The sequence below is a fragment of the Enterobacter sp. KBR-315C3_2022 genome, from assembly GCF_041399425.1.
In the GTDB taxonomy this organism is placed as follows: domain Bacteria; phylum Pseudomonadota; class Gammaproteobacteria; order Enterobacterales; family Enterobacteriaceae; genus Enterobacter.
The window spans coordinates 77370-95156 of record NZ_JBGKEB010000013.1; the positions used below are offsets into that span (position 1 = coordinate 77370).

Consider the following 17787-nt stretch of genomic DNA (forward strand, 5'->3'; position numbering starts at 1 on the left):
GTGTGGCCTACTCTGCTATTTCTTAAAAATGAATAATACTAACCACCTTATTCACGAATCGAGAATGCTATGGACTTAACCCAGCTTGAAATGTTTAACGCGGTGGCGCAGACCGGAAGCATCACCCAGGCGGCGCAGAAGGTGCATCGCGTGCCGTCCAACCTGACGACCCGCATCCGCCAGCTTGAGGCCGATCTCGGCGTAGAGCTGTTTATTCGCGAGAACCAGCGCCTGCGGCTTTCTCCCGCCGGGCATAACTTCCTGCGCTACAGCAAGCAGATCCTGGCGCTGGTCGACGAAGCGCGCATGGTCGTGGCCGGGGACGAGCCGCAGGGGCTGTTTTCGCTGGGCGCGCTGGAAAGCACCGCCGCCGTGCGTATTCCGGAAAGCCTGGCGCAGTTTAACCAGCGCTATCCCCGCATTCAGTTTGCCCTCTCCACCGGGCCGTCGGGCACGATGATCGACGGCGTGCTGGAGGGGACGCTGAGCGCGGCCTTTGTTGACGGGCCGCTGTCGCACCCTGAGCTAGACGGGATGCCGGTCTATCGGGAAGAGATGATGCTGGTCGCGCCCGCGGGGCACGCGGCGGTTTCCCGCGCGACGGAGGTGAGCGGCAGCGACGTCTACGCGTTTCGCGCCAACTGCTCCTATCGACGCCATCTGGAAAGCTGGTTTCACGCCGATCGCGCCACGCCGGGGCGCATACATGAGATGGAGTCTTACCACGGAATGCTGGCCTGCGTGATTGCGGGCGCGGGGATTGCGCTGATGCCCCGCTCCATGCTGGAGAGCATGCCGGGGCATCATCAGGTGGAGGCGTGGCCGCTGGCGGAAAACTGGCGCTGGCTCACGACCTGGCTGGTGTGGCGGCGCGGCGCCATGACCCGCCAGTTGGAAGCGTTTATCGCCCTGCTGAACGAGCGGCAGCCCTCACCTTAAACGTTGCGAAGAAAGATTTTGCCCTTCAGGTACAGCGTGGCCTGCCCGCCAATCAGCACGCGGTCGCCCTTCAACTCGCAGCGCAACTCCCCGCCGCGGGCTGAAACCTGGCGGGCATTCAGCAGCGTTTTGCCGAGCCTGGCGCTCCAGTACGGGATCAGCATGCTGTGCGTGGATCCCGTCACCGGATCTTCCGGCACGCCCTCGCCCGGGCAGAAGAAGCGGCTGACGAAATCATCATCCTCGCCGGGCGCGGTCACGCAGACCATTTTATCCAGCGGAACCATGGCAGAAATATCCGGCGTCAGGGCCTCTACCTGCCGCTGGCTTTCCAGCACCACCATGTAGTCACGACCGACGCGCACCTCTTTGGCGCTATCAATACCCAGCGCGCTGAACAGCAGCGCGGGCGGATTGTCCACAGCCTGCGTCTCCCACGCCGGGAAGTTCAGTGTCAGCCAGTCGCCGCTGCGCTTAACGGTTAGCTCACCGACGAAGCGCGTCGAGAAGACGATTTCAGTATGCGGGTAGTCAAGGTATTCAAAGATAACGTGCGACGCCGCAAGGGTAGCGTGGCCGCAGAGATTAATCTCATACAGCGTGGTGAACCAGCGCAGCTCAAACCCGCCGTCCGTGCGCACGAAAAAGGCCGTCTCAGACTGGTTATGCTGCTGCGCCATTTTCAGAAGCGTCTCGTCCGGGAGCCACTCCTCCAGCGGACACACCGCCGCCGCGTTGCCGCTAAAGGCCCTGTCGCTAAAGGCATCAACCAGATAGAAATCAATTTCCTGCATGCTTATATCGCCTTTTTTATTGTGTCGTTCTTTATCTTCACGGAAAACACCGCGCGCCGCCAGCGCCGGGAACGGGCAAATATTGAGATCTTCGTCACATAATGATTGAGTTTTAGCCGTTTAAGGCTTTAAGATCGTCTCCTCGTCCTTTCATCAACCAGGCCTAAATACTCCCTATGACAATGAACACGGTTTCCCGCAGGGTCGCGTGGCTACGCGTGGTCACGCTCGCCATCGCCGCCTTTATCTTCAACACCACCGAGTTTGTCCCGGTCGGGCTGCTGTCGGATATTGCGCAAAGCTTCCAGATGGAGACGGCGGAGGTCGGCATTATGCTGACCATCTACGCCTGGGTGGTGGCGCTGATGTCGCTGCCGTTTATGCTCCTGACCAGCCAGATGGAGCGCCGCAGGCTGCTGATCGGGCTGTTTGTGCTGTTTATCGCCAGCCACGTGCTGTCGTTTATGGCGTGGAATTTCACGGTGCTGGTGATAAGCCGCGTGGGCATTGCCTTTGCGCACGCGGTGTTCTGGTCGATTACGGCGTCGCTGGCCATTCGCCTTGCGCCCGCCGGGAAGCGCGCCCAGGCGCTGAGCCTGATTGCCACCGGCACGGCGCTGGCGATGGTGCTGGGGCTGCCGATTGGCCGTATCGTCGGGCAGTATTTTGGCTGGCGCACCACGTTTTTCGCCATCGGGATGGGGGCGCTGATCACCCTCGTTTGCCTCGTCAAGCTGCTGCCTAAGCTGCCGAGCGAGCATTCCGGCTCGCTAAAAAGCCTGCCGCTGCTGGTTCGTCGCCCTGCGCTGATGAGCCTCTATCTGCTCACGGTTATCGTGGTAACGGCGCACTACACGGCGTACAGCTATATCGAACCGTTCGTGCAGACGGTTGCCGGATTTAGCGCGAACTTTGCCACCGTGCTGCTGCTCATTCTGGGCGGTGCGGGGATTATCGGCAGCGTTGTTTTCGGCAAGCTCGGCAACCAGCACGCCTCCGCGCTCGTCAGCGGAGCAATCGGCCTGCTGCTGGCCTGCCTTGTGCTGCTGATGCCCGCCTCCGGCGGCGAGAATACCCTGGCTATCCTCAGCGTCTTCTGGGGCATCGCGATCATGATCATTGGTCTCGGCATGCAGGTTAAGGTGCTGGCGCTGGCGCCGGACGCAACGGACGTGGCGATGGCGCTCTTCTCGGGGATATTCAATCTCGGGATTGGCGCGGGCGCGCTGCTGGGAAATCAGATCAGCCTGCACCTGTCGATGTCGGCGATTGGCTATCTGGGGGCGATTCCAGCGGCGGTGGCGCTTGTCTGGTCGGTGCTTATCTTCCGGAAATGGCCGGTGGCGCTTGAGGAGCAGCGTCAGCAGGGGTGACGCTATTGTGCCGGGTGGCGGCTTCGCCTTACCCGGCCTACAAACCACCGACGCGATTAATAATCCCTTTCGGTATCGCCACCGAGATAGGTCACCCTATCTTCCGTCATTTTTGTCTGACAATGGTAAATATCAATTCGCGTTTGAAGCGGAACTGTTTCGGACGCGGCATCGTTAATTTTTCCGCACTTCCGCGTTTTTTCGCCAATCCACGCGCTCTGTTCTTTTTTCATCGATGCACGAACTGAATCAGGCAGAGACTTCCACAGCATATTTAAATTGCTATCAATATCACTGTAGATGTTCGCTTCCCTGATCAATTTTTTCTGCAGATCCGTCTTTTGCATCTCATCTTTGTTCAAGGCAAAGCGGGATATATTAAATAATGATTCGGAAACGAAATTATCGCCTGGGTAATCATAAGTTACAGCGATGTCTTTTTTGTTATCCGCTAAGGATAGCGAATAGGAGAATTGCTCCCACTGGACGCGGTTATTAATAACTTTGCCTCTGCCAAGGCTTATGCTGGGCAGTTTGTCCGGGAAAGAGGTCATTACCGACTGCAGTTCCGCTGGAAGCGTCAGCGAAATGGTGGCGCTACAGTTGCGCACGGAATCCTCTTTTTTGAAGGTCTTAGTGGTCACATTCTCCATAACGATGGAAATCTGGTTAGCTTTATCAACGTATGATTGAAGCGGCTTGCCGTAAAACGTTACCGGGGAAGACAAATACGTTTCCTGCAGTTTGCTGACGGCATCGCTTCTGATTTTAGCCTGAACGGCGGCAATCGAATCTTCACGGCCGCATTTAAATTCCGGCGTGGAATCAAACAGCCCGGCGCTGGCATTTAATGAATAAAGCAAGGCGCCTGAGGCGAGTAAATAACGTTTTTTCATGTCGGTATCCTGATAATAATAGACGCCGCGTACGTTACGTTATTCACTAATAGGGAACAAGTGCGGAAAAGATAAAAACACCCGCAATAACAGTCAGTTAATTAAAATTCAGAATGTATTTATATTCACAGCACATATAAAACGAACCGGGCGTGCATGAGCATCGCCCGGTATAAACATCAATGATAGGTCTTAATAATTTCCAGCACGCCGTTGATAATAAACTGCACGCCCATGCACACCAGCAGGAAGCCCATCAGGCGTGAAATTGCTTCGATGCCCCCTTTCCCGACCCAGCGCATAATCGCCCCGGAGCTGCGCAGGGACGCCCAGACGATAATGCCGATCAGGGCAAAAATCAGCGGCGGCGCGACGGTGATGACCCAGTCAGGGAAAGTGGAGCCGTCCCGCACAGTTGAGGCGGAACTGATAATCATCGCGATCGTACCCGGGCCCGCGGTGCTTGGCATCGCCAGAGGCACAAAGGCGATATTGGCGGAAGGCTCGTCTTCCAGCTCCTCAGATTTGCTTTTCGCTTCCGGCGACTCGTGGGCTTTTTGCGCCGGGAACAGCATGCGGAAACCGATAAAGGCAACAATCAGCCCGCCGGCAATGCGCAGGCCGGGGATGGAGATGCCAAAGGTGTTCATCACCAGCTGACCGGCATAATACGCCACCATCATAATGGCGAAGACGTAAATCGAGGCCATCATCGACTGGCGATTGCGCTCGGCGCTGTTCATGTTCCCCGCAAGCCCCAGGAAGAGCGCGACCGTGGTCAGCGGGTTAGCCAACGGCAGCAATACCACCAGCCCGAGACTTATTGCTTTAATTAAATCCAACATGTTGCGTCGTTGTCCTTTTCAGTTTGAATCTCCGCAATTATAGGGTTAAACGATGCGGAACAGCCATCCGCACAACGTAAGGATTGTTGTCGCACTGACAAATAACCTCGCGTTATGTATCTGATTTGAAAACGGTCAAAAAAAGTTCATGAAACGTTTTAGCAATTCGTGGCATCGGCTGATTCATTCAGTTGACTTATACTTGCCTGAGCAATAATATCTGCCGTGACTAAACTACTTGCCAGGGCAACCATTGTGAACAACACCAGTGACCTCTTCAACGAAATCATTCCGCTGGGTCGCCTTATTCACATGGCCAATCAGAAAAAAGATCGCCTGCTCAATGACTACCTGTCACCGCTGGATATCACCGCAACACAGTTCAAAGTGCTGTGTTCCATTCGCTGCGAAGTGTGTATCACGCCGGTTGAGCTCAAAAAGGTGCTTTCTGTCGATCTGGGTGCGTTAACCCGCATGCTGGATCGTCTCGTCTGTAAAGGATGGATTGAACGCAGCCCTAACCCGAATGACAAACGCGGCGTCCTGGTGAAGCTCACCCGTGACGGCGCGGCGATGTGCGAGCAATGTCATCAATTAGTAGGACAAACACTGCATCAGGAACTAACAAAAAACTTAACGGCAGACGAAGTGGCAACGCTTGAGCTTTTGCTTAAGAAAATACTGCCGTAAACAGAAAAGAGGTATGACGATGTCCAGACGCAATACTGACGCTATCACTATTCATAGCATTTTGGACTGGATCGAAGATAACCTGGAATCGCCGCTCTCCCTTGAAAAGGTGTCAGAGCGTTCAGGTTACTCTAAGTGGCACCTGCAACGGATGTTCAAAAAAGAGACCGGTCATTCATTAGGACAATACATTCGCAGCCGCAAGCTGACGGAAATTGCCCAAAAATTGAAAGAAAGCAATGAGCCGATCCTTTATCTGGCGGAACGTTATGGTTTTGAGTCCCAGCAAACCCTGACGCGTACGTTTAAGAACTACTTCGACGTGCCGCCTCATAAATATCGAATTACCAGCATGCCGGGCGAGTCCCGCTATCTCTATCCGTTAAAACATTGCAGTTAACACACTGTAGTTAATCATCGCCTGTAAAGACGTAACCGAGGAAATCATGAAATTCACCGCCTCCGCCGCCCTCACCTTACTGGTGCTGGTCTCCGGCCAGACGTTTGCGGAGCAAACACCGACTGCCACCCAGCAAAACAATCGCGAAGCGATGGTTATGCCGACGGCGCAGAGCGCCTCCCCGTATGATTTTAACCACATGGGCGCAGGCAGCGATAAATCCGACGAATTAGGCGTGCCATATTATAACCAGCACGGCCTCTGATTCGTTTTTGCCCCGCTTTTGCGGGGCTTTTTTTTAGCTCTTCACCCGCACCGCCCTGCGCACCTTCAGTCCAAACACGTTGATATAAAGCCCGGCCATGATCAGCACCGCGCCAGTCAGCTGGAGCGCGCTCAGCTTTTCGTCCAGAAGCACCACCGCGCTCGCCATGCCGATGACGGGCACCAGCAGGGAAAGCGGCGCCACGCGCCAGGTTTCATAGCGGCCCAGCAGCGAGCCCCAGATCCCGTAGCCGACAATGGTGGCGACGAAGGCCAGATAGATCAGCGACAGAATGGTCGTCAGGTCGATATTCACCAGGCTGCTCACCATGGCGTCCGGCCCGTCGAAAATCAGCGATGCGGCCAAAAACGGCACGATCGGGATCAGCGCGCTCCACACCACCAGCGACATCACCGCCGGACGCGCGTCGTGCTGCATGATCAGCTTATTGAAGATATTGCCGCAGGCCCAGCTCAGCCCGGCGGCCAGCGTCAGCATAAAGCCGAGCAGCGCGACGTGCTGCCCGTTGAGGCTCGCCTCAATCAGCACCAGCACGCCGAAGACCGCCAGCGTAATGCCCGCCAGCTGTTTGCCCTGCAGGCGTTCGCCAAAGACAAACGCGCCGAGGATGATGGTAAAGAACGCCTGCACCTGCAGCACCAGCGAGGCCAGCCCCGCGGGCATCCCAAACTTGATGGCGCAAAACAGAAACGCAAACTGGCCGAAGCTAATCGTCAGGCCGTAGCCCAGCAGCAGCGTGAACGGGATCTTCGGACGGGCGATAAAGAAGAGCGCCGGAAACGCGACCAGCATGAACCGCAGGCCGGCCAGCATCAGCGGAGGCATGTTGTGCAGCCCTACCTTGATGACCACAAAATTTAGCCCCCACACCACAACCACCAGCATCGCCAGCAGCCCGTCTTTTCGCGTCATATCCTGCCCCTGATTATTAAATTTTTGTAAACACTTCAAAGTAGCGAAAAAATGACCGCAGGAAAAGATCATTAAATTTGGCAGTTAAAACAGCGCACGGATGGAAAAATTGGGCGCTATACAAGCCCATGATGTCGTGATACTCCTGATAGAACACAACAATAAAATCATAAGCATTTGTCGGGCAGGAATATGAAACCATCTCTCAGGCGCTCAACCGCGGCGCTGCTGGCATCGTCATTGCTGTTAACCATCGGCCGGGGGGCAACGCTGCCCTTCATGACCATCTATCTCACGCGCGCATACGGCATGAGCGTCGAGAATATTGGTTACGCGCTGACGATTGCGCTGACTATCGGGGTGGCGTTCAGCCTGGGCTTTGGCATTCTGGCCGATAAGTTTGATAAAAAGCGCTACATGCTGACCTCCATTGTGGCCTTCATCGTCGGCTTTGTGGCGATCCCGCTGGTGGATAACGTCACGCTGGTGGTGCTGTTTTTCTCTCTCATCAACTGCGCCTACTCGGTATTCTCCACCGTGCTGAAGGCGTGGTTCGCGGACGTGCTCACCTCCAGCGAGAAGGCGCGCGTGTTCTCCCTGAACTACAGCTTCCTGAACATCGGCTGGACCGTCGGGCCGCCGCTCGGCACGCTGCTGGTGATGTACAGCCTGCAGCTGCCGTTCTGGCTGGCCGCCTTCTGCGCCGCGCTCCCGCTGGGCTTTATCCATTTCTTCGTGCAGAAAAGCGTCGCGCTGGACGCGCCGGAAGAGAAAGCGCCGTGGCAGCCGTCGATCCTGCTAAAGGATCGCGCGCTGTTTTGGTTCACGCTGTCCGGCCTGCTCGCCTCTTACGTCGGCGGATCCTTTGCCACCTGCATCTCTCAGTACGTTCTGGCGGCCAACGCCGACAGCGATTTTGCGCAAAAGGTGGTGGCGGTGGTGCTGCCGGTCAACGCCGCGGTCGTGGTGACGCTGCAATACTTCATTGGCAGCAAAATTTCCGCGTCCAATATTCGGCCGTTAATGACCGCCGCCACGCTGTTTTTTATCCTCGGGCTGGGCGGCTTTATGTTCTCCGGCGAGAATTTAGTTTATTGGGGCATCGCGGCGGCCGTCTTTACGCTGGGTGAGATTATCTATGCGCCTGGCGAATACATGCTGATCGACAACATCGCGCCGCCGGGCATGAAGGCGAGCTATTTTTCCGCGCAGGCGCTGGGCTGGCTGGGCGCGGCGGCCAACCCGATGATCACCGGAATTATCCTGACCCATCTACCGCACTGGTCGCTGTTTGCCATCATGATGGCGGCCATTGTCGCCGCGTGGCTGATGATTTTGCGCGGAATGGGCGTGAAGGGTGAGAATAATGTGTCGGGTGAAGCTACGCTTACCCGACCTACAGATCCACGATCCTAGGCCGGGCAGCGCAAAGCATCAGTGGTGCAGCATCTCGTCCACCACCTGCTCCTTGTACATTTCGTTCGGATAGTACGTCGGCCAGTTATCCATCTCCTTCAGCAGCGCCTCGTGGGAGGTGTTGCCCATGAAAATATGGAAGTGAGCCGAGGCTTTTGGCGCGATGGTGTGGTCGCTGAACTGGACAAACTTCGGCGCGGTGCTGGCGGCATCCTTACACTCGAACAGGTAACGCACGCCCTTTTTGCCTGACGCATAGGTCAAAATCTTGAAGCCGCTGTAGTCGTAGTGACAGCGGCTCACCGCGTTACCTTTGTGAAATTCCATCACGTTATTTTCAATGCCGATGGTGTCGACGTCGGTCGCATATCCCGTGCGATAGTAGGCTTTCACCTCGTCGAAGGACTTGCTCTTGTCTTTTTCCGCTTTCTTTTTAAAGACCGGATCGAGCGAGCCGTCGAGCAGGTACGGGTATACGGACTGCCAGACGCCGTCCCAGTCGGACAGCTTGCGGTCCTTAACGTCTTTATCCTCAAACACGCCGTTCGCCGCTTTTTGCTCCGCCTCGGTCATTTGATGCCCGTGCGAATGCGCAAATACCTGCCCGCTGACCAGCAGCGCCCCGAGCGCGATTGCCAATTTTCCTGTATGTCCCAGCACTACAACACCTCCACTCCGTTTGAAAAGAGTGGTGATGTTATATTATAACAAATGCGCTTGCAACCGCTCCGCTTACCAGACCTCGCTGGCGATCTGCGTCACCAGGCGAACCTTATCCCACTGCTGGGTTTCGCTCAGCGTATTGCCCTCCTCCGTGGAGGCAAAGCCACACTGCGGGCTGAGGCAGATTTGCTCTTTCGCCACAAATTTCGCTGCCTCTTCCAGACGGGCCTTCACGCCCTCCGGGTTTTCAAGCTCGCCGTTCTTGGTGGTGATCAGCCCCAGCACCACCTGCTGCTTGCCCGGACGAATAAAGCGTAGCGGCGCGAAGTCCCCGCTGCGATCGTTGTCGTACTCCAGGAAGAAGGCATCCACGTTGACGCTGCCAAACAGCAATTCCGCCACCGGCTCATAGCCTCCTTCGGATATCCACGTCGAGCGGAAATTGCCGCGACACACGTGCAGACCGACGGTCAGATCGTCAGGCTTACCCTCCAGCGCCGCGTTCAGCACCCGCGCATAGGTGCGCGCCAGCTCGTCGGGATCGTCCCCACGCTCGCGGATCTGCGCGCGCTGTTCGTCTGAACACAGGTACGCCCAGACGGTATCGTCCAGCTGCAGGTAGCGGCAGCCCGCGTCATAGAAGGCCCGGATAGCATCGCGCCAGGTTGTCGCCAGGTCGTCGAAATACGCGCTCAGGTCAGGGTACACCGCCGCATCAATGTCCTTACGACCGCCGCGGAAGTGCAGCACGCTCGGGCTTGGAATGGTCATCTTCGGCTGTGCATTACCGCTAATGCTTTTCAGGTAGCGGAAGTCTTCCAGCATCGGATGGTCGCCAAAGCCCAGCCTGCCGGTCACGCGCACGCCGTGCGCTTTGGTCTGGACGCCGTTAAACTGGATGCCCTGCTGCGAATCGTAGCGCTCAACGCCCTGCAGGCCGTCAAAGAAATCGAAGTGCCACCAGGCGCGGCGAAATTCGCCGTCGGTCACCACGTGCAGCCCGCAGGCACACTGCTGTTCAACAACGTGGCGGATCGCCTCATCTTCCACTTCGCGCAGCTGCACGGCGTTAATCTCACCGCGGGCAAATTCCTGACGCGCCAGCTTCACGGCGTCGGGACGTAAAAAACTGCCGACGACGTCGGCGCGGAACGGGGCGTGCTGTCGCTGCATGACTTTCTCCTGTAACCGAGGGCAACTATCGCCACCGGTGATAATTAACATAACGAAGATTTAGACTTCTGGATGTCTATATGTCCAAGAAGATGCCATGCCCGCCCCGCCGCGGCAAACGAGAAAATTTCATCTGTGATGAAAAAAATTCATCTTCATCGCGATGGCGAGTTACTGGCCAGCGAACGCAAACTGCTCGTCTTCCCAGCCCGTTAGCCCGCCGAGCATCATTTTGACCGGCAGCCCCATGCGGGCCAGCCTGAGCGCCGCCCGATCCGCACCGTTGCAGTGCGGCCCCGCGCAGTAAACGACAAACAGCGTATCCGCAGGCCAGTGCGCCATCCGCTCCTCGGTCATCTCGCGCCAGGGCAAATGAATCGCCCCGGGAATATGGCGGCGCGCAAAGTGCTCGGGCTGGCCGACAACGTGCAGCAGCACAAAGTCCTGCTCACCCTGTGCCAGCGCGTAATGCACGTCCGCGCAGTCCGTTTCCACGCTCAGACGACGCAGAAAATGTGCGGCGGCCTCCTGCGGCTCCGCGGCTGAAAATTCAGTAACATAGCTCATAATGCTTCCTCGTGATGGGGGTTTGTGTTACCACTACTTTATCCAAAAATTCAGCCCGTGAATGCTTCCGCCTATGCCAGAAAACAGCAAAAAGATGACAACCTTACGACCAACGGTTATCGCCCTGGCGTATGACGACCTGTGCACGTTTGAGTTTGGCGTGGCGGTGGAAATTTTCGGCCTGCCGCGCCCAGAGATGGGTGAGAACTGGTACCGCTTTGCGGTGGCGGGCATCGACGAGGGCGAACTGCGGGCGACGGGCGGCGTGCGCATCCTGACGGAGGGCGATCTGTCCCTGCTGGAGAGCGCAGACCGGGTGATTATCCCCGGCTGGCGCGGGCCGGATGCGCCGGTGCCAGAACGTCTGTGCGAGGCGCTACGCAAGGCGCATGCGCGCGGCTGCCAGCTGGTGTCTATCTGCTCCGGGGTGTTTGTCCTCGCGGCTTCCGGCCTGCTCGACGATCGTAAAGCGACGACCCACTGGCGGTACATAGAAACGCTGAAGGCGCGGTTTCCGGCGATTCGCGTGGTGGAGGATGTGCTGTACCAGGATGAAGGCGATATCCTGACGTCGGCAGGCAGTGCGGCGGGCATCGACCTGTGCCTGCACGTAGTGCGGCGGGATTACGGCATGGAGACGGCCAACCGGGTGGCCCACCGTCTGGTCATTCAGCCGCACCGGGACGGTTCACAAACGCAGCGGGTCAGCCGTCCGGTGGCGCAGCTGCGCGAAAGCCAGCGTCTGGGCCAGCTTTTTGATTATCTGCATCAGCAGCTGGCCAAGCCGCACACCGTCGATTCGCTGGCGCGTCGGGTCGGCATGAGCCAGCGAACCTTTCTGCGCCGTTTCCAGGATGCGACCGGCACGACGCCCGCGCGATGGTTGCTGAATGAAAGGCTCTTGCGGGCGAAAGATTATCTGGAAAATAGCCGAATGAGTATTGACCTAATCGCCGAACAAACGGGGTTTGGCCAGACCGCCACGCTGCGCCACCATTTTCGGCAGCGGTTCGCCCTCTCGCCCGCGCAATATCGCAAGCGGTTCGCGGCATTCTCTTTATAGCGGGTTATAGCGGGTAAAAAAAACCGCCATTATCTGGCGGTAAATGCTTGCATGGATAGATTTGTATTTTGGTCTCTACGTCCCCGACACTCCATGCCGGGCAGCGGATCCCTTACAACCTACCATCAATATATTCAACGAGAGCTAAACGGGCCCGTTACCCAGCTTTGGTGTTTATCTGGAGATAGCGCATCAGGCCGTAGCTGGCGCTATCTTTAGCGTCGTCATTAAGCGCTTCAAGGTAGAACGGACGTGAAACCCCGTACGGAGCTTCGTCGGCAGAATAGACCGCAAACTGGAAATTTTTTCCTTTCGCCTTGTTCACGCAGCCTAATTCCCAGCGCTGGGCGTTCACCCGTGCGCTATTACAGGTCACTCTTCCGTAGTCACTGGTCAAATAGGAACCGACCCGCGTTTCCGCCGCCTGAATATAGTCTGGCTCGTCATCCCAGCGAACGTTCACCGCGGCAACGGCCCCAACGGCAGCGACAATAAGCACCAGAGACAGTATTTTCTTCATTGATTTAGATTCATTCCATAGCCAGAGAAGTCTCATTATATAAGATTAATCTCTAAATCAAATGTCCTTAAACGTACCAATTTTGGCAGCTACCCATTTTTCTGGAAATTTTAGGAGTAATCTGTAGTGGCCCTAAGATTTATGCGCTCATCTTTTGTTAACAAATCAGTAACATAACCGCGCGTGATATTACCGCCGACAGATCCTGACAATGACTTTGCGATTTTTTAAAATGGCGAATAATAACCAGACGAAACTATGTTCATCATGGCCGGAAATAAACAACCGACGATGAAACAATGGTGAGTAAAGGGTTATCGATTGTGCTGCTGATTTGTGCGCTTTTTTCAGGGCAGCTGATGGCGGGACACAAGGGACATGAATTTTTATGGGTGAAAAACGTCGGCCATCAGCTTCGTCATGAAGCCGACAGCGACGAGTTACGCAGCGTGGCGGAGGAGTCCGCAGAGGGTTTGCGCGAACACCATGCCTGGCAAAAGTCGCGCAAACCAGAGAGCCACCAGCGTGAGCTATCGGCCTTTACGCTTCGGCAGCGTTTTCATTAGCTCGTCCGGGCTGACCGACGCCACCACGCTGCCCGGCTGCGGCATTTTGAAGATATGGTTTTTCATCTTGCCGATGACGTGCATTTCACACGGGCGGCAGTCAAACTTCAGCGTCAGCACCTCATCCCCGTTGACCAGCTGCATTGGCGTCGCCTTCCAGCTTTTGATATTGCCTTTCGCCTGTTTCGGGCAGAGGTTAAACGCAAAGCGCAGGCAGTGCTTGGTGATCATCACCGGCACGTCGCCCTTCTCTTCGTGCGCCTCATAGGCGGCGTCAATCAGCTGCACGCCATGACGATGATAAAATTCACGCGCCTTATGGTTGTAGACGTTCGCCAGGAACGAGAGATGGGTATCGGGATAAACGGGCGCCGGTACCGCCTCGGCCTTGCGGCTGCCGCGCGGATAGTTTTCCAGACGGGCCACGTCCAGCATCTCTGCCGTTTCGCGACGGAACTGATTTAGCAGGCTGTTGGGCACAAACAGCGCGTCCGGCAGGTTGACGTCGATTTTGCGCGCGTAGTAGATGGTCTGCCCCAGCTTTGCCACGCCGTCCTTCAGGTTATTCAGCGCTTTTTCCGCGTTGTTCGCCACCTCAAACGCGCCGTCCAGGGTGTGCGTAACGCTGATCCCCTCTTCGCTGGTCATGGTCAGGATCAGCTGCTCTTCCCAGCCGCCAAGCTCAATATCAACCGCAACGCGGCGTTCGCTGGAGGTTTTCAGCAGCGCCTGCTGCCAGTTGTGGTCGAGGTTACGGTTCAGCGCCGCGTTTGGCCGCGCCTTGTAGAGATCGGCAGGCATTTCGTTCGGCCAGACGCGATAGCGATTTTCGCCGGTTTTCTCTACCGTGTTGGCGCGAAAGCCGACAACTTCGCGCTTGATCATTACGTTGAGGCCGTCACCGTTTGCCAGCGGCTCGGTGACCTCAACGTCCAGATGGTCCTTCGCCACTTTCAGCACTTCGCCGACGGGCAGGCCGATAAATTTCGGCGAGTCGAACGCGCCGATATCGCCCTTACGCGCGTTAACGAAATAGTCCGTGCTGCCGCGGTGGAAGGTCTTATCCGTGGACGGAATGAAGAAATGCTCGGTTCGCCCTGCCGACGAGCGCGCCAGATCGCCGCGATCCTCAATGATCGCATCCAGCATCTGGCGGTAGTGCGCGGTAATGTTTTTTACGTAGCTCATGTCCTTATAGCGCCCTTCAATCTTGAAGGAGCGCACGCCCGCGTCGATCAGCGCGCCCAGGTTGGCGGTCTGGTCGTTGTCCTTCATCGACAGCAGGTGTTTTTCAAATGCGACCACGCGGCCCTGATCGTCTTTCAGGGTGTACGGCAAACGGCACGCCTGCGAGCAGTCGCCGCGGTTGGCGCTGCGCCCGGTCTGCGCGTGTGAAATATTGCACTGCCCTGAATACGCCACGCACAGCGCGCCGTGAATGAAGAACTCGATGGTCGCGTCGGTCGCCTGGTGAATGTCGCGGATCTGGTTCAGGTTCAGCTCGCGCGCCAGCACGATCTGGGAGAAGCCCACGTCGGAGAGAAACTTTGCTTTTTCGACGGTGCGAATATCGCACTGGGTGCTGGCGTGCAGTTCGATAGGCGGAATATCCAGCTCCAGCACGCCCATGTCCTGAACGATCAGGGCGTCAACGCCGGTCTGGTAGAGATCGGTAATCAGGCGCTGCGCGGGCTCCAGCTCATCATCATGAAGTATCGTGTTCAGCGTCACGAACACCTTCGCACCATAGCGGTGGGCGAACGGCACTAGCGCGGCGATATCGCTCAGGCTGTTGCTGGCGTTATGGCGGGCGCCAAAGCCAGGGCCGCCGATGTAGACGGCATCGGCGCCGTGAAGGATCGCTTCACGGGCAATGTCGGCATCGCGGGCCGGGCTTAAAAGTTCAAGATGATGGGAGTGCAGGCGCATACGTCGTCGTTATCCGTTATGGTCAAAATGGCGGCTATTGTAGTCAGAAGTCTGCGTCAGCGAAACAGTTTTGCGTCCCCTCAGCGGGGATAATGGATCAGCGAGTGAAAATGGACCGTTTGCCCGCTGCTGTTGCGGTAGGCGTGGGGTTTATCCCCTGCGAAACGCACGCCGGAATCCGCCGTCAGGGTGCGCCACTCGCCATCAATGTTCATCTCCAGCTCGCCGCTGATCACCACCACGTGCTCAACGACGCCCGCCTCGTGCGGGGTGGATTCGCTCAGCGCGCCGGGCGCAAGGGTAATCGAGAAGTGGTCGAACTTCAGCGCATCGTCCCAAGGAAATAACGGCTTGACGACCATCGCCTGCTGCTGCGGGTCAAATACCGCCTGCGTATCGGCGGGTGAAGCGATAAACGTCGAAAACGGGACGTTGAGCCCGGTGGCGATTTTCCACAGGGTCGCGACCGTCGGGCTGGACTCGTTGCGCTCAATCTGCCCGAGCATGGCCTTCGATACGCCCGTCTCTTCCGCCAGCTTCGACAGGCTCCAGCCGCGCGCCTGGCGCAGCGTTTTTAACGTGTATGCAAGATGCTGCGTGATATCCATAGGTCCTCCCGTAAGCGGAAAGCATACCACTTGTACGCTATAACGCACAATGCTACCTTATGCCGGACGCTATAACGCACACTGGAGTTTTTATGCGCAGTTCATCCACGCTTTTTCCCACGGTCCTGGCCGGATTCGTCGCCGTCCTGGTGGGCTACGCCAGCTCGGCGGCCATCATCTGGCAGGCCGCGTCGGCAGCCGGTGCCAGCGCGCAGCAGATTGCGGGCTGGATGACGGCGCTGGGTCTGGGAATGGGCGTCAGCACGCTGGTCCTTTCCTGGTGGTATAAAGCGCCGGTGCTGACCGCCTGGTCCACGCCGGGCGCGGCCCTGCTTGCGACCAGCCTGCACGGCATCACCCTTGCGGAAACCATCGGCATATTTATCTTTGCCAACGCGCTGATTTTGCTGTGCGGGGTGACCGGACTTTTTGCCCGGCTGATGAAGCTGATCCCCCATTCCCTTGCCGCGGCGATGCTGGCCGGGGTGCTGCTGCAGTTCGGGCTGCAGGCCTTTCGCCAGCTTGACGGGCATCTTCTGCTTTGCGGCAGCATGCTGGCGGCATGGCTACTCGCAAAAGCGCTCGCCCCGCGCTATGCCATCGTTGCATCGCTGCTGGTGGGCGGCGTCGTGGCATGGGCCGGAGGTGACGTTGTCACAAAAAATCTAACGCTCGCCGTCGCGATGCCGACGTTTGTTGCCCCCGCGTTTACCCTTACCAGCCTGGTCAGCGTCGGCCTGCCCTTTTTCCTGGTGACGATGGCGTCGCAGAACGCGCCCGGGTTTGCCACCATGAAGGCGTCCGGCTACCCGCTGCCGGTCTCGCCGCTGATCGTATTTACCGGCGCGCTGGCGCTGCTGCTCTCGCCGTTCGGCGTCTACTCCATCTGCATCGCGGCGATAACCGCCGCCATCTGCCAAAGCCCGGACGCCCATCCGGATGCCAGCCGCCGCTGGCTGGCGGCGATGGCGGCGGGCGTATTTTATCTGCTGGCCGGTGTTTTTGGCGGCTCGATTACGGGGCTGATGTCCGCCCTGCCGCCCAGCTGGCTCCAGACGCTGGCGGGGCTGGCGCTGCTTGGCACAATCAGCGGAAGTCTGGCGCAGGCGATGCATAATGAAGCCGAGCGCGACGCGGCCATCGTCACCTTTCTGGTGACCGCCAGCGGCGTCACGCTGCTCGGCGTGGGATCGGCTTTCTGGGGGCTGGCTATCGGCGGGATCGGCTACGCCGTGCTTTCACGCCTGCGCCGCGCGTAGCTGCGAGGGCGCAATCCCCACCGCGCTGCGAAAGCGGTTGCTGAAGTGGCTGGCAGAGCTAAATCCGCAGGCCAGCGCAACGTCCGTCAGCGGCATCGCGCTGAACTGGACCAGCGCTTTGGCTTTCTCCATCCGGCGCTTCATCACGTACTGGTGCGGCGCCTGCCCCGTTGACTGGCGGAACATCCTCGCGAAATGGTACTCGCTGAGCGCGGCCTGGTCGGCGAGTTCCGCGAGCGTCAGCGGCTGGGAGAGGTTTTCTTCAATAAACGCCAGCACGTTGCGCAGCACGAACGGCGAAAGCCCACCGGTTACGACCGGCAGCTTCCACTGCACGTTGGCGTAGTTTTGCAGCAGGTGCGTTAGCAGCAGCGTGGACGCCGTGCTCAGGGTCAGCTGGTTGGCCTTTTGCTGCCAGTCGCAGCCGAGCAAAAACTGACGGTACAGCGCGGTGATTTTCGGATCGCTGCCGAAGATTTTTTCATCCAGCGACAGGCTCAGCGGGCGCTTGTCCCAGATCTTCTCCCCGACGTCCCGCAGGTGTTCATCGGTACAGTAGAGGTGCACGAACGACAGATCGTCGCGGATATCCCACGTCGATTCGCTGTCCTTGGGCATCAGGCAAAAGCGGTCAGGCCCGCCGCCGTTCTTCCATCCGCCCGGCGTTTTTTGATAACTCTCGTAGCCGTCCGCGACGTACAGGCTCAGGGTATGGTGGTTGCTTTTGACGGTAATCGTATCGTGCTTGTTGTACCACGCCGCCAGCTGAATGCCGGAGTTCAGCGCGACCGTTTCCCGGAGCACCGCGTTCTGTTGGCGTAACGTTTCAAAAGTGTCGTAAGCGCGAGACATGGCCGTTAACAGGTCGTTGATCAGGCTTTCAGTCTA

20 protein-coding genes are annotated in these 17787 nt (G+C 57.6%); 9 read left to right on the forward strand and 11 right to left on the reverse strand.

Annotation, left to right across the window (positions count from 1 at the left end):
• Positions 1-69 precede the first annotated feature (69 nt).
• A complete protein-coding gene (locus tag AB8804_RS14960; protein ID WP_371187462.1) occupies positions 70-939 on the forward strand; it encodes a LysR substrate-binding domain-containing protein in 870 nt (289 codons plus the stop codon).
• Here AB8804_RS14960 and AB8804_RS14965 read toward each other — a convergent pair.
• The gene (locus AB8804_RS14965; RefSeq protein WP_371187464.1) at positions 936-1733 is read right to left on the reverse strand and encodes a PhzF family phenazine biosynthesis protein; all 798 of its coding nucleotides are present in this window, start codon (positions 1731-1733) and stop codon (positions 936-938) included. The genes AB8804_RS14960 and AB8804_RS14965 overlap by 4 nt on opposite strands.
• A gap of 176 nt (positions 1734-1909) precedes the next feature.
• On the opposite strand from AB8804_RS14965, the gene AB8804_RS14970 reads away from it, so the two are divergent.
• Positions 1910-3106, forward strand: coding sequence for a sugar transporter (locus tag AB8804_RS14970; protein ID WP_371187466.1), 1197 nt, complete (start codon positions 1910-1912; stop codon positions 3104-3106).
• 56 nt (positions 3107-3162) lie between these two features.
• Here AB8804_RS14970 and AB8804_RS14975 read toward each other — a convergent pair whose 3' ends face one another.
• Positions 3163-4002, reverse strand: a complete 840-nt coding sequence (locus tag AB8804_RS14975) for a lysozyme inhibitor LprI family protein (RefSeq protein ID WP_371187468.1) — start codon at positions 4000-4002, stop codon at positions 3163-3165.
• A 179-nt stretch (positions 4003-4181) separates the two neighbouring features.
• Entirely contained in the window at positions 4182-4847 is a 666-nt protein-coding gene (locus AB8804_RS14980; protein WP_371187470.1) for a MarC family NAAT transporter, read from the reverse strand.
• A 255-nt stretch (positions 4848-5102) separates the two neighbouring features.
• Here AB8804_RS14980 and marR point away from each other — a divergent pair, with 255 nt between their 5' ends.
• The 3 genes from marR to marB are packed head-to-tail and all read left to right on the forward strand — an operon-like array spanning position 5103 to position 6202.
• The gene (gene marR, locus AB8804_RS14985) at positions 5103-5537 is read left to right on the forward strand and encodes a multiple antibiotic resistance transcriptional regulator MarR (protein ID WP_371187472.1); all 435 of its coding nucleotides are present in this window, start codon (positions 5103-5105) and stop codon (positions 5535-5537) included.
• A 19-nt stretch (positions 5538-5556) separates the two neighbouring features.
• A complete protein-coding gene (marA, locus tag AB8804_RS14990; RefSeq protein ID WP_001303241.1) occupies positions 5557-5937 on the forward strand; it encodes an MDR efflux pump AcrAB transcriptional activator MarA in 381 nt (126 codons plus the stop codon).
• Positions 5938-5983: 46 nt separating this feature from the next.
• Complete coding sequence (marB, locus tag AB8804_RS14995; protein ID WP_371187474.1) at positions 5984-6202, forward strand: multiple antibiotic resistance protein MarB; 219 nt, start codon at positions 5984-5986, stop codon at positions 6200-6202.
• Positions 6203-6235: 33 nt separating this feature from the next.
• Here the strand turns inward: marB and eamA are convergent, their stop codons facing one another.
• Positions 6236-7135 carry an O-acetylserine/cysteine exporter gene (gene eamA, locus AB8804_RS15000; protein WP_371187476.1) on the reverse strand — a complete coding sequence of 300 codons (900 nt, stop codon included), beginning with the start codon at positions 7133-7135 and terminating at the stop codon, positions 6236-6238.
• Positions 7136-7327: 192 nt separating this feature from the next.
• Between eamA and ydeE the strand changes: the two genes are divergently transcribed.
• Positions 7328-8551, forward strand: a complete 1224-nt coding sequence (ydeE, locus tag AB8804_RS15005; RefSeq protein WP_371187478.1) for an efflux MFS transporter YdeE — start codon at positions 7328-7330, stop codon at positions 8549-8551.
• An 18-nt stretch (positions 8552-8569) separates the two neighbouring features.
• Here ydeE and zinT read toward each other — a convergent pair whose 3' ends face one another.
• From zinT to AB8804_RS15020, 3 genes are all read right to left on the reverse strand, one after another.
• On the reverse strand, positions 8570-9211 hold the full coding sequence (gene zinT / locus AB8804_RS15010) for a metal-binding protein ZinT (protein WP_371187480.1): 642 nt from the start codon (positions 9209-9211) through the stop codon (positions 8570-8572).
• A 72-nt stretch (positions 9212-9283) separates the two neighbouring features.
• Positions 9284-10387, reverse strand: coding sequence for a cobalamin-independent methionine synthase II family protein (locus AB8804_RS15015; RefSeq protein ID WP_371187482.1), 1104 nt, complete (start codon positions 10385-10387; stop codon positions 9284-9286).
• A gap of 171 nt (positions 10388-10558) precedes the next feature.
• Positions 10559-10954 carry a rhodanese-like domain-containing protein gene (locus tag AB8804_RS15020; RefSeq protein ID WP_371187484.1) on the reverse strand — a complete coding sequence of 132 codons (396 nt, stop codon included), beginning with the start codon at positions 10952-10954 and terminating at the stop codon, positions 10559-10561.
• A gap of 73 nt (positions 10955-11027) precedes the next feature.
• Between AB8804_RS15020 and ftrA the strand changes: the two genes are divergently transcribed.
• Positions 11028-12017, forward strand: a complete 990-nt coding sequence (gene ftrA, locus AB8804_RS15025; RefSeq protein ID WP_371187486.1) for a transcriptional regulator FtrA — start codon at positions 11028-11030, stop codon at positions 12015-12017.
• Positions 12018-12174: 157 nt separating this feature from the next.
• Here ftrA and AB8804_RS15030 read toward each other — a convergent pair whose 3' ends face one another.
• A complete protein-coding gene (locus AB8804_RS15030) occupies positions 12175-12537 on the reverse strand; it encodes a hypothetical protein (RefSeq protein WP_371187488.1) in 363 nt (120 codons plus the stop codon).
• A gap of 299 nt (positions 12538-12836) precedes the next feature.
• Between AB8804_RS15030 and AB8804_RS15035 the strand changes: the two genes are divergently transcribed.
• Positions 12837-13103, forward strand: coding sequence for a DUF2554 family protein (locus AB8804_RS15035; RefSeq protein ID WP_371187490.1), 267 nt, complete (start codon positions 12837-12839; stop codon positions 13101-13103).
• Here AB8804_RS15035 and AB8804_RS15040 read toward each other — a convergent pair.
• A complete protein-coding gene (locus AB8804_RS15040) occupies positions 13068-15032 on the reverse strand; it encodes a U32 family peptidase (protein ID WP_371187492.1) in 1965 nt (654 codons plus the stop codon). The genes AB8804_RS15035 and AB8804_RS15040 overlap by 36 nt on opposite strands.
• Positions 15033-15112: 80 nt before the next feature.
• Positions 15113-15640: a helix-turn-helix domain-containing protein gene (locus AB8804_RS15045; protein ID WP_371187494.1), complete on the reverse strand. Its 528-nt coding sequence runs from the start codon at positions 15638-15640 to the stop codon at positions 15113-15115.
• A gap of 92 nt (positions 15641-15732) precedes the next feature.
• Here AB8804_RS15045 and AB8804_RS15050 point away from each other — a divergent pair, with 92 nt between their 5' ends.
• A complete protein-coding gene (locus AB8804_RS15050; RefSeq protein ID WP_371187496.1) occupies positions 15733-16899 on the forward strand; it encodes a benzoate/H(+) symporter BenE family transporter in 1167 nt (388 codons plus the stop codon).
• Here AB8804_RS15050 and AB8804_RS15055 read toward each other — a convergent pair.
• A complete protein-coding gene (locus tag AB8804_RS15055) occupies positions 16879-17751 on the reverse strand; it encodes a helix-turn-helix domain-containing protein (RefSeq protein ID WP_371187498.1) in 873 nt (290 codons plus the stop codon). The two genes, AB8804_RS15050 and AB8804_RS15055, sit on opposite strands and share 21 nt — an antisense overlap.
• Positions 17752-17787: the final 36 nt, after the last annotated feature.